This window comes from Levilactobacillus sp. FUA 3915 (genome assembly GCF_044053135.1).
Lineage (GTDB): Bacteria > Bacillota > Bacilli > Lactobacillales > Lactobacillaceae > Levilactobacillus > Levilactobacillus lanxiensis.
Window position 1 is genome coordinate 920,707 of sequence record NZ_CP168704.1, and the last position, 12,997, is coordinate 933,703.

Annotated in this window: 14 protein-coding genes and 1 riboswitch; of the genes, 4 read left to right on the plus strand and 10 right to left on the minus strand. The window is 51.4% G+C overall.

The window, feature by feature from the left end; genetic code table 11:
• Positions 1–141: 141 nt before the first annotated feature.
• Positions 142–384 (minus strand): hypothetical protein, encoded by a 243-nt coding sequence (locus tag ACEPST_RS04480; protein WP_395425081.1) that lies wholly within the window; start codon positions 382–384, stop codon positions 142–144.
• A gap of 59 nt (positions 385–443) precedes the next feature.
• Positions 444–541, plus strand: a riboswitch (guanidine-I (ykkC/yxkD leader).
• Between the two features lie 56 nt (positions 542–597).
• Here ACEPST_RS04480 and ACEPST_RS04485 point away from each other — a divergent pair.
• Positions 598–921, plus strand: a complete 324-nt coding sequence (locus tag ACEPST_RS04485; protein ID WP_204120454.1) for a DMT family transporter — start codon at positions 598–600, stop codon at positions 919–921.
• Between the two features lie 2 nt (positions 922–923).
• Complete coding sequence (locus ACEPST_RS04490) at positions 924–1,238, plus strand: DMT family transporter (protein WP_204120455.1); 315 nt, start codon at positions 924–926, stop codon at positions 1,236–1,238.
• Here the strand turns inward: ACEPST_RS04490 and ACEPST_RS04495 are convergent.
• From ACEPST_RS04495 to ACEPST_RS04510, 4 genes are all read right to left on the minus strand, one after another.
• Positions 1,227–1,721, minus strand: a complete 495-nt coding sequence (locus tag ACEPST_RS04495; protein ID WP_204120456.1) for a GNAT family N-acetyltransferase — start codon at positions 1,719–1,721, stop codon at positions 1,227–1,229. The genes ACEPST_RS04490 and ACEPST_RS04495 overlap by 12 nt on opposite strands.
• Before the next feature lie 52 nt (positions 1,722–1,773).
• Positions 1,774–2,229, minus strand: a complete 456-nt coding sequence (locus ACEPST_RS04500; RefSeq protein WP_204120457.1) for a hypothetical protein — start codon at positions 2,227–2,229, stop codon at positions 1,774–1,776.
• 185 nt (positions 2,230–2,414) lie between these two features.
• Positions 2,415–2,969, minus strand: a complete 555-nt coding sequence (locus ACEPST_RS04505) for a DUF2441 domain-containing protein (protein ID WP_395390536.1) — start codon at positions 2,967–2,969, stop codon at positions 2,415–2,417.
• A 135-nt stretch (positions 2,970–3,104) separates the two neighbouring features.
• Positions 3,105–3,935: a histidine phosphatase family protein gene (locus tag ACEPST_RS04510; RefSeq protein ID WP_395390537.1), complete on the minus strand. Its 831-nt coding sequence runs from the start codon at positions 3,933–3,935 to the stop codon at positions 3,105–3,107.
• Between the two features lie 266 nt (positions 3,936–4,201).
• Here ACEPST_RS04510 and ACEPST_RS04515 point away from each other — a divergent pair, with 266 nt between their 5' ends.
• Positions 4,202–4,651: a hypothetical protein gene (locus tag ACEPST_RS04515; RefSeq protein WP_204120459.1), complete on the plus strand. Its 450-nt coding sequence runs from the start codon at positions 4,202–4,204 to the stop codon at positions 4,649–4,651.
• Positions 4,652–4,663: 12 nt separating this feature from the next.
• Positions 4,664–5,125, plus strand: coding sequence for a hypothetical protein (locus ACEPST_RS04520; protein ID WP_204120460.1), 462 nt, complete (start codon positions 4,664–4,666; stop codon positions 5,123–5,125).
• A 297-nt stretch (positions 5,126–5,422) separates the two neighbouring features.
• Here the strand turns inward: ACEPST_RS04520 and ACEPST_RS04525 are convergent, their stop codons facing one another.
• From ACEPST_RS04525 to ACEPST_RS04545, 5 genes are all read right to left on the minus strand, one after another.
• Positions 5,423–7,591, minus strand: a complete 2,169-nt coding sequence (locus ACEPST_RS04525; protein WP_395391034.1) for a glycoside hydrolase family 65 protein — start codon at positions 7,589–7,591, stop codon at positions 5,423–5,425.
• Between the two features lie 151 nt (positions 7,592–7,742).
• Complete coding sequence (locus ACEPST_RS04530) at positions 7,743–8,795, minus strand: alpha/beta hydrolase fold domain-containing protein (protein ID WP_203642617.1); 1,053 nt, start codon at positions 8,793–8,795, stop codon at positions 7,743–7,745.
• Positions 8,796–9,008: 213 nt separating this feature from the next.
• The gene (locus ACEPST_RS04535; protein ID WP_204120462.1) at positions 9,009–9,836 is read right to left on the minus strand and encodes an alpha/beta hydrolase; all 828 of its coding nucleotides are present in this window, start codon (positions 9,834–9,836) and stop codon (positions 9,009–9,011) included.
• Positions 9,823–11,199, minus strand: a complete 1,377-nt coding sequence (locus tag ACEPST_RS04540) for an MFS transporter (protein ID WP_204120463.1) — start codon at positions 11,197–11,199, stop codon at positions 9,823–9,825. Before ACEPST_RS04540 ends, ACEPST_RS04535 begins: the two co-directional genes overlap by 14 nt.
• An 884-nt stretch (positions 11,200–12,083) precedes the next feature.
• The gene (locus tag ACEPST_RS04545) at positions 12,084–12,866 is read right to left on the minus strand and encodes a tyrosine-protein phosphatase (RefSeq protein WP_204120464.1); all 783 of its coding nucleotides are present in this window, start codon (positions 12,864–12,866) and stop codon (positions 12,084–12,086) included.
• Positions 12,867–12,997: the final 131 nt, after the last annotated feature.

The following is a 12,997-nucleotide window of genomic DNA, read 5'->3' on the forward strand; positions in this document are numbered from 1 at the left end:
ACAGTATACAAATGGAAACGCTTTATTGCAATAGTTTCTTACGAAATAGTTTTATATTTCGTAAGAAACATTTGATTTATCTTTAATCTGTCACAGTCTCTAAGTAGTTGACCCCCGTCAGCCATCCGTGCTAAACTAGCGCTATCGAATCAGCTTGGTGCTCGCAACAATCTGCTGGTGGTAAAAACCAAAGATGCAACGTTGCTTGCGGGTTAAACTCGTGTCAGCTGCAGGGTCGGCAAAAATGAGCTTAGCCGTGGGAGTTGCTTTAGCGGTTTGCCGCTTAGGCAACTGATATCTTTGAGACTCGCCCCCTAGAGGCTCAAAGTAAGCCTGGAGACCGCTCTTTGGCTCCAGGCGTGCGCCCACAGCGTCACGGCTCATTTTTGCCGACCCGGAGGCGCAGACAACGATCCGTTTAACCACGCCAAGCAAAACTGAATACTTTTGTTCTCTAGGGTTCCGCCAATCCGTTGGGTCTGGTCCGAGAGAGAACCTGTGGTAACTACCACAGACACGGAAGGGAAAAAGCCTGGGAGATCTTGTCATAAACTGACAAGGTTTCGCAGGCTTTTTCTGTAGAAGGAGGACTTATCTATGTGGAAACATTGGTTAATCGTCGTTTTGGGCGCAATTTTTGAAGTTAGTTGGGTCGTTGGATTCAAACACGCCACGACCCCCTGGGAATGGCTAGTAACCGGCATCGCCGTCTATCTGAGTTTTTATTTCTTGATTCGGGCCAGCCGGCACATCCCCGCCGGCACCGCCTACGCGGTCTTTGTCGGTCTGGGCACGCTGGGAACGACCAGCGTCGGCATCTTGGCGTTTGGTGAACCCGTCAGTCTGGCCAAGGTTGGCCTGATTATTCTCTTGTTAATTGGTATCGGTGGCTTACAAGTCACCACGAAAGGAGCGAAATAATTATGGCTTGGCTCTATCTAATCTTCGCGGGACTCAGCGAAATGCTGGGCGTCACCTTCATGAACTGGGCCTTACACGCTAAAAAATGGGGGCTGTGGGCACTCATGATTTTAGCGTTCACCCTCAGCTTTGGTGGCCTCGAATTGGCCCTCAAAACCCTCCCAATGGGTACCGCCTATGCCGTGTGGACCGGAATCGGTGCGGCTGGTGGTGTGATCACCGGGATGCTATTCTTCCACGAATCCAAGGACTGGCGCAAGCTTCTCTGGGTAACGGTCATTCTGGCCGCCACCATGGGCTTGAAATTAATCAGTTAAGGGCAACACCAGATTGTACCAGGTCTCTCCGGCGTGGGCTGAGGCCGACACGCCTTCATTCACATAACCATTGCGTTCATAGAAGGGCACCAAGCGTTCCAGACAAGTCAGCGTAATGGCCTGTCGGTGCTGTTGGCGGGCCACTTGGGCTAAGGCGGTCAATAATTGACTGCCGAGGCCCTCTTTTTGATGGGCTGGACTGACGGCTAGACTCAGGACCGTCTGGTAGGCATCAGTGGTATTGTTGGGCGTTGATTTGCCAAAGAGTTCATCGGTCAAATAGCGCTGATCAAAGGCCGGACCAACCACGTAGCCAAGGACCTCTGGGCCCTCTCTGGCAACCAAGAAGGTGTCAGCAATCAACCGAATCCGTTCGGCCATACTGGCTTCGGTGGCCGCCTCAGCCGGTGAGAAACCAGCATTTTCAATGGGCATGATTTGCGATAGGTCTTGCGGTTGTGCAGGGGTGATGGTCAGTGTCATGAGTATTTTCCTCCAGAAGTATGATTACTCCCAGTATACCGCTCTCCCCCGATTAATTGCGGTAACCCGTCACGTGCTTAGTCTGCTTGAACTTCTCACCGGAATACTGGTAGAAGAAGTGTTTTCCCGAGACAAAGTGAATTTGCTTCCCCGTCTTCTTCAGGGCAAACCGGACATTTCGGGCCTTGACCCATCCTTGATGTTCCATGTGGCCTTTAAAATAGTAAACCCCGTGGGCTTTGTGGTACTTCACCCTTTTTACCATCTGCACAGGATTATTCGACACCCCCAGTGAAAATGTCTTGCCATCCAGCTCGATGACTGGTGGAAAACCGGATGCTGAATTTTGCCTGGGTGCCGTTGATTGGTACAATCCCCGGAGCACTTTCGGCGTCCCTTTGTGCCAGGTCGCTGCCTGTACGGTGGTAGCCATCCCGACGTTCCCAACAAAGAGGGCGACGAGGCCCACTAAGATTAATCGTCTAACTTGTTGCCATCTCTTTTTCATATCTTCAATTCCCCTGTCTGCTAGTTTTTGGCGAAGCAGTTGGCTCTTAACTCCTCCCATTCTAAAGAACTGAAAAGGCGTTTGCAAAGCATTGCCCTCCATAATGTTTATAATAAATCCGCAATAAATTGGTTATAAAATAAAACAAAAGTCAGCTTTAACTTCTGCTGACTTCCCAATAACACTCAAAATGTCCGAACAATCCGGGTCACCACAATTCGGCCCCCCAGCAAGACCTTACCCAACCGTTCGCCCGTCGCCGGGGTGTTCCAGTACGTTGCCGCAGCCGCCAGTTTCATACTGACAGCCGTACCGTCCGTAGCCGGCAACAGCGTCGCATCCCCCGCGAAGGTCGGCCCATCGGTCGTGACCTGCACCAGCTGAAGCACCTGACGACCTTCCTTTTCAAAGAGGTCGCGCCAGGTCAACGCCTGCTGATAGCTACTGGCCACAAATAAACAGCGGAGTCGTGACGGATACGTCGGGTGATCGCGCAAACGGACCAGTTCTAACAAGCTCTCCCGTAGCGCGTGAGCCTGTCGATCACGGTCCCGTCGCAACTGAGTGGTCTGAGCTGGTGTTAACGTCAGCCGAGGCGTTTTCAATAGGTGATCCAAGGGGAGCTGTTCGCCGTGTTCCAGGAAAAATTTGGCCTGCCAATTGGTCTGTCCCTGCGAAAAATCAAAGACCTGGCGTTCATGAACAGCTTGGCGCGTAACTAAATGGTAAAAGACTGGCATGCTGGCTCACCTCCGTGGTTAGAATACCTTGATTATACCCGTTTTAGCAGCCAACACCCCACCGTAGCTCCCGGTTATTTCCACCACTTGGCAAACAAAAAACAGGCCGGATTTCTCCGTGCCTGCCTTCAAAAACTATTTAGCGAGCTTAGCGCCCTTGTTAGCGTAGTACATGGAACCGATATTCCCAGACACACTGAGCTTACCGTTCTTGTAAACTAACTTCGTAACGGAAACGTTCTTCAATGGCGTCCCCTTGTACTTCTTGGTCATGGTTGAGAGGTATTCGTTGATGGACATCCCGGAACTAACGACCAGCACGTTACCACCGCCACGCTTCTTGGTGTTCTTGGCGATCGTTAACATTTCCTTGGCCATCCGCTTTTCAACTTGCTTGGAGCTTTCGGCACGGTCAGATTTAACCAATTTAGTCTTCTGACTGTTCTTTTTGTCCAGTTTGAAGTAAGCGTCTTGGAGCTTCGTCCAGTAGTTCTTACCTTGCTTAGCCATCATTTCGTCACCGTTCTTGAAGCCGTAAACGCCGGCAATCAAGGCGTTGTCAGTCGCGATACTGTCGCCTTCAAAGCTACCGTAGCCGCCTTCACGCAGGTACTTAGAAACGTTGACTTTGACCTTCTTGTTGCCGGAGTAACTCAGAACGTGCTTAGCGGTAACTTGTTGCCGCGTCAGGTTCCCAGCGTAGGCAGCCTTGAAAGTCTTGCCCTTCAAGCCTCGGCCGAGGTCGTTTGCCACTTTGGTCCCATTGCTGGTCAGTGGAAAGTCGCTCCAACCTTGAACCCGGCCCATCACGTTCCCAGTCGTTTCCCCATGACGGGTCAAGTAGATGGTAACGGGCTTCGTGGTCGTCTTCTTCTTAGCTTGGGCGGTCGTGGTGCCACCAACCATGGCAACGGCCCCAACCGTAACTGCTAAGACGCCGAGAACTTGCTTACCGAACTTCATCATAAATCTCCTCCGTATATGTATAGATTGTTAAACGCTATCCCCGAAACAGCCGGCTTAGCTATGGCTAAATGGCTGTTTTAGAAAACGCTTACACGTCTCAATTTAGCATAAACTGTTGGTTAAAACAATGAATACTTTTTATTCATTATTTTATATAAACCGACTGGTTAGTTCGCCATGAATTATACACAATTTGAATATTTCGGTCCCACCAACTTCCCTTCGTTGCCAGTGGTATACTTTTCGTATTACGAGGAGGAATACATATGAAAAAATTCAAGCTAGCTTTACTGCTGCTACTAGCAACGTTGACCCTAACTGTTTTGGCACCCACGACGGCCAGCGCCGCCCGCCAAGCCCCAACAATTCCCAGTGCACTGCGAGGGACCTGGTATCTCTGGAACAAGAAAAATCATCAACGACTGAAGATCAATCGTCACAGCTTCCGGTTGTCCACCTACCGCCATGGCAAATACAAAACGGTCGTTGCTGTCAACGGTAATAAGTGGCTTTCGAAAACAACTAGTACCTTAATATTTTCCGAACCTAGCAGTAAGCATGGCTTCTGGTATCTTGGCCAAAACTCCGGTGGGGCCAATCTGTACCTGAAACGGACCACCCACAAGCACCACGCGGCGATTGCCCGGCAGATTTCCGTCGTTGATGATGACGTGAAGACTTCCGCCCATATCGTTTACTATACCCATAAGAAATAGAGGACTTCATCGATGAAAAAAATTCGTACGCTACTCATTATGCTACTGGCCGCTCTTACCCTTGGCGCAACCCTGCCAACGACGACCGCCTCGGCAGCCAAGCACGTCACCACGCCCAAGTCCGTTCGCGGTACCTGGGTGGCTAAGTCTAAGCATTTTAAACAACGGTTGAAGATGACTAAATACACGTTGACCGTGACCCGATATCACAAGAATGGTCGTGTCAACAAGGTTGGCTCTTTTACTGCTCGTGGAAATAAGACTGTGAAGGGCCTGTACGAACCCAGTCTTTACGTCAGCAAACACAAGAGTAAAAAGGGTTACTGGACGGTTGCCCTGAACCAGAGTAACGATGCTTTCATGGTAAAAAAAGTTAGGCATCATGGCAAAGTTGCTTTACGTAACTATTACCCGACCTTTAATCCTAAGGTGCCCATGGAACACAAAATTCGATACTTTTATCGCGTTAAATAACCAGCACGTAAAAATGGTTCGCCACAATTAATTTTGTTGCGAACCATTTTTTGATTTGCTGTTTGAGGTTACCCGACCTGAAAAATTGTTTACGTTTAGACTAACCATTCAATTCAGATTGCTTTAGGTCGCTTGTCTTGTTCTACGCGGAACAATCCTGGTCCTGGCGGCCTCCGAAACGTGCTACGCGAGGCAACTGGTTCCGCTTAACACCGTAACGAAAATGCCCTAGGCCCGGGGCCATTCCCGTTACGCCGTTAATGCTCGCCAGTTAATCGCCTCGCTCCGCACTCTTCTCTAACTAACCTTCTCCAAAGAAATCAAATGCCCATTCACGCTAACCCCATAGGTTGGGATTGGGCCACTGATCACCGTGACGTTGGTTGCGGTGGCCGTTAAATCAATCTCTAAGACGCTGGCTGCAATCTTCATCCGGTACGTCAGCCGGTGGATTTCTTTGGGTAAATGATTGGCAAAGTGGACAACCTCGTCTTGGACGTAGAAGCCCGAGAAGCCGGCGACTAATGCCAGCCAGCTGCCCCCCAGATTTGCTAGATGCAGGCCATCTGCCGTGTTTTTTTGCAGGTTGACCAGATCCATTTGCGCCGTGTCCATGAAGTAATGGTAGGCCTTTTCTGGATCACCCATCCGTGCCGCCAAAATGCTAAAGATTGAGCGTGACAGCGAGGAATCATGCGTCGTGACCCCTTCATAGTAGTGATATTCACGCTTCAATTGGTCATCCGTCAAGTCCTCTGGAAACAGGTAATCTGCCAACAAGGTATCGGCCTGCTTCGCCACCTGATACCGGTAAATTGTCAACGGGTGGTAGTGCAACAACAGTGGGAAGTTTTCCGGTGTCGACCGGTCGACCGGCCAGCGCGGCTTACTTAAGAAACTGTCGTCTTGCTCGTTAATGTGCAGGTCCTCGCTATACGGCAGATAAACGTGTTCGGCCAAATTTTCAAAGACGTCTAAGTCCGCTCGACCAATGCCGAACTTGTCTAAGCCCTGCGGATCATCCTTTAAAATTTCCTTGGCTAAATAGGCCACTAGCTCAAAGTTATGTTTAGCCAATCGGTTGGTGTAGTAATTATTGTTGACTAACGCCGTGTACTCATCCGGCCCCGTTACCGTGTGAAATTCAAAGCGGCTTTCGGTGCCCTCCTGATGCCAGGACCCGAATTCTTCCCAGAAATGCGCCGTTTCCAGCACCATTTCAAAACCACACTGCTCAATGAAGTCGATGTCTCGCGTAATTTCGTAATACTTGCCGACCGCGTAGGCCACGTCCGCATCGATGTGGTACTGCGCCGTGCCGGCTGGGAAGTAGGCCGAGGCCTCCTCGCCGTTGATGGTCCGCCAAGCAAAGAGCGCCCCCTGCGCCACGCCCAAGGTCCGCGCCCGTTGCCGCGCCTTGGGGAGCGTTTGGTAACGGTACAACAGGAGCTGCCGAGCCATCTGCTGGTTGGTGTAAATGAAGTAGGGCAGCATGTACATCTCGGTATCCCAGAAGTAGTGACCCTCGTAACCGGACCCGCTCAGGCCCTTGGCCGCAATGTTCGTGCGACCATCCCGTCCAGCTGCTTGATTCAGCTGGAACAGGTTGTAATGAATCGCCAAATCCAGCTCGTCGTTGCCGCTGACCGTCACTTCACTGCGGTTCCAAACGTCTTGCCAGAAATCTCGGCTGTCCGCCAACAAGACCGACAGCGAGTTCGCCATGAACGGCGCCGCGGGATCAATCGTATTCTGTTTGCCGATAGCCCCAACATACACCTCGTAGGTCAGGTCGTGGGCCACGCGGTCGCTCAAATCGACCGTTTGCCGTAACAAGCCGGCGCCAGGCGTCAACATCCCCAGATAAATCGTCACCGCCTGCTTGGTCTGCCGCGTCTTCACGTGGTACCGCTGCAGGTTACGCCCCATGAATTCCGTCTCACAAATGGGAAGCCCCGCCATCCGCGTCTTCCGGGGATCGGCGGACGCAATGGCCTCGGCCTCAGCCGGCACCGCAATGGATTTACTGATGACCAAGCCGCCGGCATAGTTGGCCGCCATAAAGCTATAGCTGGCCGCCCAGAATTCCGTCTGCGTTTGCCCAATTGTGGATTTCATAATCATGGTAATTGTCTCGCCCTGCAACGTTTGCAGGGTATAATGCTCCACCAGCGCGCCGGTCGTCAAATCCAAATCGACCGCTGTCCGTTCACTGTTGGTGAAATCATGCCCGGTAGCCGTGGCCACATGAATGTGCCGGAAGTCTGGTAAATTTAAAATCGTTTGGTGCTGCGTCGCGTACCCGATGCCCGCCTCCCCATAGGTGATGGGGGCGGTTTCATAAAAGCCATTGATCAGCGTTCCCGTGATGGGATTACCCGTAATTGGATCATTGGCCCGCACGCCGAAGTGCCCATTTGCCAGCGAAAAGATGGTTTCCAAGTACTCCGGCTGGTGATCGGCCACGTCGTGCAAAGTTAAGTGATAGTCGCGTAAAGTCTTCGGTCAATTTTCAATGAGTCATCTGGTCACTCACACTGGCAAGCCCATTAGTCACTAACTCATTGAAGTTAGTTGTCTTACCAGTTGTCGCTCGAAAATTTTTCCTATTGAAGTCCTAAATCAATCGTGCCGCCGTTGCCAGTGCGTCTTCGACTGCTGGGACGTTTCCCGTGAAGTTTAAGAAGGCGTGGCTGATGCCGCCGTAACGGAAGTAATTGGCGTCGTCGTTGGCGTGACCCACCTTTTTGATGAAGGCCTCGTCTTGAAGACGGAACGGATCGTATTCCCCGACCAACACGGTGACCCGGTGGAAAATCTCTGGGTCGGCTAGTAATGGCGACAGGAGTGGTGCCGTCAGGTCAACTGGCTGATCCGCCACGTAGTACCCGCTCATGATTGTATCTAGCTGTTCAAATAACTGATAGCTCCGGTGTAAGGCGTCCCGTTGCTCATCGACGACCGGAATACTGCGGTCATCCCACAGCGGGCCGTTTAAGTCGGAACCCTGAATCAGTGTTGGGTAAAATAGCATGTGACTCGCAATCGTGCAGATGCCCATCGACTTGCAGAGCTGGCTGACGGCTAAGGCAATCGAACCCCCGGCCGAGTCACCGCCCAGTGAAATCTGCTGGTAGCTCTTGGTCATGGCCGCCACTACGGCTAACCCGTCCAAGATGCCAGCCGGATAAGCCTGTTCCGGTGCCAGCGCATAATCCACGTTGTAGACCACGCAGTTCGCCTGTTCCGCCACGAACTTCAGCGCCAGCAAAACATCTTCCGGTGTACCCCCGTAGTAGGCGCCACCGTGGAAATAGATCAGCGCCTTATCCGCGGTCAAATGGTCCATCCGGGCGATACGAATGACCCGGACCCGCCGATTCATCGATACGATTTGTTGCATCTCGACCTTCATTTCAACGTTGGTTAAATCCCGTTGGCCCGAGGTTTCCGTCCCTTGCCGCAGGCTAAACAGGTCAGTCGGCAATTGTGGGTTCTCTTCGATTTCGGCCACGGTCTCCCAAACCAATGGCTCGAAGGTATGAATCGGGTCACGTTCCTTGATCCAGCTGGTCACGCCATCCTCAACACTGCTAACCCGCATTTTCTGCAGCCGTCGCAACTCATCGTTGTACCCCAAAGACTGCTTGGTTGTCGTATCATTCAACATTTTGATTACCCCTCTCGTGAAATAGTCGTTCCGACGAATCTTTCATGCTGAAAACCCGGCACATCAGCCAAACTAGCAGATGAATCCCCATCCATCGCCGGCGCCTCCGGAAAAATGGTGGCAACGTCTTTCACGTTCGGCTATGTTTTAACACCAAAATGGCACGGTGTAAACGGGTTATCAGCGACTTTTTCTCTTTTTTCAAAATGGCCATCACCATAGGCGCTGCAGCCAGCGTAACTGTTCGGTAAACCAGCCCGCCACCTCTGCTTGCACGTAGCGTTGGCCAAACGTCGCATCGCGATGCGTGCCAGCCGCAAAGGCCGTGACCGGCTGGGCCAAGCTCAACGCATGTGGCCCGCGCGGATACAGGTGAAACCGTACGGGCACCCCTTCGCGCCGCAACGCCTTCACGTAACACTGCGCGTTAACCGGCGAGACGAGTTCATCCGTCGCTGTCGTCCAAATGAACGTCGGCGGGTTCTGGGCCGTTACCAGGTGGTCGGCCTCCGTCAGCGCCCATTTTCCCGCAATGGCTTGCCGGGTCGCCGCATCGACCGGCCAGCCTAATCGCAGTCCAATCACCGGGTAAGCCAGGGTCACCGCCCACACGGAACAATCCTGACACGGCAATTGACAACGCGTCGCGAACTGCGGCCACAAGTCTGCGTAAAGTGCCGCCACGTGGCCACCCGCGGAAAAGCCGACCAGTAAGATATGATCAGCGTCCACCGCGTAGTCGGCGGCCTGCTGGTGAAAACCGGCAACGACGTGGGCCAGTTGTTCCAGCACGGTCGGGTAGACCGGGGGCTGGTCCAGTAAGCGATAGGCCACGACCGCCACCGCATACCCCTGAGCCAGGTACTGGAACGCAACGATTTCATTTTCCCGGTCACTGTAAAACCGGTAGCCGCCACCTGGCAAGAGAATGACCAACGGCCGCCGCGGTGGCTGGTCAAAGTCAGCGATGGCGGCCGGTTGATACAACGTCACGGCTACCGAATTTTCCGGCGGCCCGAACGTTAAGTTAAGCGTCTTCATTTAATTTGCCAGCGTCATCCTTCACAGCCTTGGCGGACGCAATTTCATCTTCGTCCAGCTTGTAACCGAAGAACAGGATGACCAGAATCAGTAAGGCTAAAATAATTGGCAACCAGACGAAACTGGTGCTGATGGCGGTCAACGCCTTGGCGCCCTGAATCTTGGCCGTGGCTTGGAAACCACCCCAGGTTAAGAGCCAACCAGAAACTAACCCACCGAAGCCCATGCCCAGCTTAGCCCCCACCATTGGCACGGAGGACAGGATACCGGGTTCGTCAATGTGCATTTCGGAACGCGCGTATTCCACGGTGTCGGCAATCATGACGAAGGCAATGGAGAACGCAGCCCCCATGGCTACTAAAGCAATCACGTTCCCAGCAAACAGGAGTGGAATGCTCTTGAAGCTCATGATGATTTCACCCACAGCGAAGGTCGCCATGGCCAGAATCATGACGTTCCGGTGTTTCATAAATTTACTCAGGAACGGAATGGAAATGTTCCCGATGACGGCAACGATGACCAGCCCATTGAAGGCTCCTACCAGGTCGGCCCGACGGTAAACGTAGGTCAGGTAGTAAACGGCCGTCTGCATCCGGATAACCCAGAATGTTTGTAACAGGATGAAGCTCAAACTCAAGATGACCCACGGCTTGTTCTTAACCGCGCCCTTCAAAGATTCACCCACGGAGAGGTGGCCTTTGATTTCTGGTGCGTCGGCGGAATCATCAACGATATCATCTTTTTCACGCAGGTTGGCAAAGGCGCCTAAGAACAGAACGATGATGGCAATCCCGATAAAGATCCCCCAAATCATCCAACCTTTTTCGGCGTTCTTACCCCCTAATTTGGCAACCATCGGTAAGGAAATAGCCCCAATCACAGCGGTCCCGATGTTCGTCATAACCATCCGGGCACTTGCCAGGTTGGTCCGTTCGTCAGGATCTTTGGTCAGGCTAGGCAGAATAGCAGTAATCGGCGTGTTTGCCCCAGAATAAACTAAACTAAATAACGTGTAGACAATTGAGATCCAAGCCAACTGGAAGACTTTGTTGCCGCCAAATGACGGGTTGAAGAACAGCAGCATTGTCAGAATCCCCAGCGGAATCCCGAACCATAGGAAGTATGGCCGCGCCTTCCCGTATTTCGAGTGCGTGTGGTCAATCAAGAATCCATAGACCACACCATCAAAGGCATCAATGATCCGAACCACGAAGAACAGGGTTCCCACAAAGGCTGGTGAGATGCCCATAACCGTGGTGTAGTAGAACAGTAAATACAGCCCAACAATTTGCCAAATCAGGTTCCCGGCCAGGTCGGTCGACCCGTAGAAGAACCGTTGTTTCCATAACTGTGCTTTACTCATGATACGTACCTCCCCCAAAAAGTTTTTGCGCATTTCCAGCAATCTGTAACCGCTTACATATATAGCATAACGGTTAAGGGCCTCATCTGTAATCCTAAATTCTGACTGGCAACTTACCTTTTCTAACCTCCTCAGCCATTCATTAGGCTTAGTTAGCCAGAATTGACTTACTAACGGTTACCGTCGACCCTATCATACGCGATATGTGACAAAATCAGTAGTTGGGGGGCTTTATTAGTTATCAGTTTTAACCAATTGCCCCAGGTCAGTGACAGCCAGCGCCTTACCGGGCGTCGAAAATAAACCGGAACGCTGAGGGCGGACGCCCGGAGCCAAAGAGCGGTCTCCAGGCTTGTTTTGAACCTCTGAAAACCGAGTTTCAAAAACACCAATTCCCTAAGTGGCCTAACCCGCCACTAAGGGAATTCCCACAGCTGAGTTTATTTTCGACGCCCTCTCGGCTGACACTGGTTCTCCCACTGACTCAGGAGCAATTGGCGTTGTATGCCCATCTTGCCTTTACTTCCAGTTTCATCTTTTTTCTTCCACACACATACTTTTTAACACCATAAAAATACCACGTCTCCAAAGTCGGCCCATGCTGTAGAGCGGGAAGGAACCCCGCTCTACACCCTCGACACAGCCGTCTCCATCCCTGGCTTCCTACGGCTAAGATTGGTTTTTACCCATGACACAGGTGGCCCTCTAGCTCTGGATCACTGGTTGGTCTGCTTGCTCTGCCAACTACTAATCTTATGATCTTTAGCACTCTTGTGAACCTCTGCGAACCGAGTTTCAAAGACACCAAAACAGCCGCATCCCCAGTTAATGGCGGATACGGCTGTTAGATCAGTCATTTCGGTTTAATTCTAGTGACACTAAGCTTAGGCCTTCGTCAGGTAGTTGGCTTTGATTTGCTTGATTTGGGCTGGGGTAATCTTTAAGCCCTTCTTGATGTAGTTGTTCATTGAGCCGTAGTGTTCCTTAACTTGGCTGTAGAACAGGTTCAGTAAGGCTGGCTTAGCCCACGTTACATTCAGTTGGGTGTTAGACAATAAGTAGTCGCGTTGGATGTCCTTCTTGCTTACCCCTAAAATCGTGTAGAGGATTGCGGCAGACGTTCCCGTCCGATCCATCCCGTGTGAGCAGTGAAATAACAGGGCACCCTTCTTGTTGTTGGCAGCAGCGACTAAGAATTTGTGGTAGCTCTTCTTGGCAGATGGCTTGTTGGCCATGTCGCGGTACATACCTTCATCATCGTTATCGTAGTTGGACTTGGTTCCTAAGATAGAGGAGCCTAAGTATTTAACGCCGGCAATCTTCACGTCGGGCTTTTCAGCGATTTGAGCCTTAGTCCGCAGATCAAAGATTTCCTTGACGTGATACTTTTTCACTAACTTCTTCGTATCCGCCTTCGTCAGTTTTTCCAGTGAATCACTCCGCAGTAAACGGTCCTTCTTAACGTGTTGACCAGTCTTGGTCTTGTAACCACCCATGTCTCGCATGTTCTCGGCACCGGCCAACTTGATAGGCGCGTTGACCTTCTTGGAAATAGCTGGTTGCAGGTCTGCATCCTTCTTGGCTGTCGCTGCTTGAGCAGGCGCGGCGGTAGCCCCGAGTAAGACCAATGCACAACTGATTGAAGCTAAAACGGCACGAATTTTCATGTAAGTGTAATCCCCTTTCTGAATAAGTTAACTTTACCAAGACCAAGTAAATTTTTCGCAAGGTTTATGTAAATTTTGCGTATTAATTATTCTGGCTGTTATTTAATTATTAATTATACTTTATTTGTAAA

What these genes read in the sequence shown, in the direction of transcription:
- ACEPST_RS04510 (WP_395390537.1), bottom strand. Translation starts at nt 3,935, where the DNA reads ATGATGAAGTTCGGTAAGCAAGTTCTCGGCGTCTTAGCAGTTACGGTT.
- ACEPST_RS04535 (WP_204120462.1), bottom strand. Translation starts at nt 9,836, where the DNA reads ATGAAGACGCTTAACTTAACGTTCGGGCCGCCGGAAAATTCGGTAGCC.
- ACEPST_RS04480 (WP_395425081.1), bottom strand. Translation starts at nt 384, where the DNA reads ATGAGCCGTGACGCTGTGGGCGCACGCCTGGAGCCAAAGAGCGGTCTC.
- ACEPST_RS04530 (WP_203642617.1), bottom strand. Translation starts at nt 8,795, where the DNA reads ATGTTGAATGATACGACAACCAAGCAGTCTTTGGGGTACAACGATGAG.
- ACEPST_RS04505 (WP_395390536.1), bottom strand. Translation starts at nt 2,969, where the DNA reads ATGCCAGTCTTTTACCATTTAGTTACGCGCCAAGCTGTTCATGAACGC.
- ACEPST_RS04490 (WP_204120455.1), top strand. Translation starts at nt 924, where the DNA reads ATGGCTTGGCTCTATCTAATCTTCGCGGGACTCAGCGAAATGCTGGGC.
- ACEPST_RS04495 (WP_204120456.1), bottom strand. Translation starts at nt 1,721, where the DNA reads ATGACACTGACCATCACCCCTGCACAACCGCAAGACCTATCGCAAATC.
- ACEPST_RS04520 (WP_204120460.1), top strand. Translation starts at nt 4,664, where the DNA reads ATGAAAAAAATTCGTACGCTACTCATTATGCTACTGGCCGCTCTTACC.
- ACEPST_RS04500 (WP_204120457.1), bottom strand. Translation starts at nt 2,229, where the DNA reads ATGAAAAAGAGATGGCAACAAGTTAGACGATTAATCTTAGTGGGCCTC.
- ACEPST_RS04545 (WP_204120464.1), bottom strand. Translation starts at nt 12,866, where the DNA reads ATGAAAATTCGTGCCGTTTTAGCTTCAATCAGTTGTGCATTGGTCTTA.
- ACEPST_RS04540 (WP_204120463.1), bottom strand. Translation starts at nt 11,199, where the DNA reads ATGAGTAAAGCACAGTTATGGAAACAACGGTTCTTCTACGGGTCGACC.
- ACEPST_RS04485 (WP_204120454.1), top strand. Translation starts at nt 598, where the DNA reads ATGTGGAAACATTGGTTAATCGTCGTTTTGGGCGCAATTTTTGAAGTT.
- ACEPST_RS04515 (WP_204120459.1), top strand. Translation starts at nt 4,202, where the DNA reads ATGAAAAAATTCAAGCTAGCTTTACTGCTGCTACTAGCAACGTTGACC.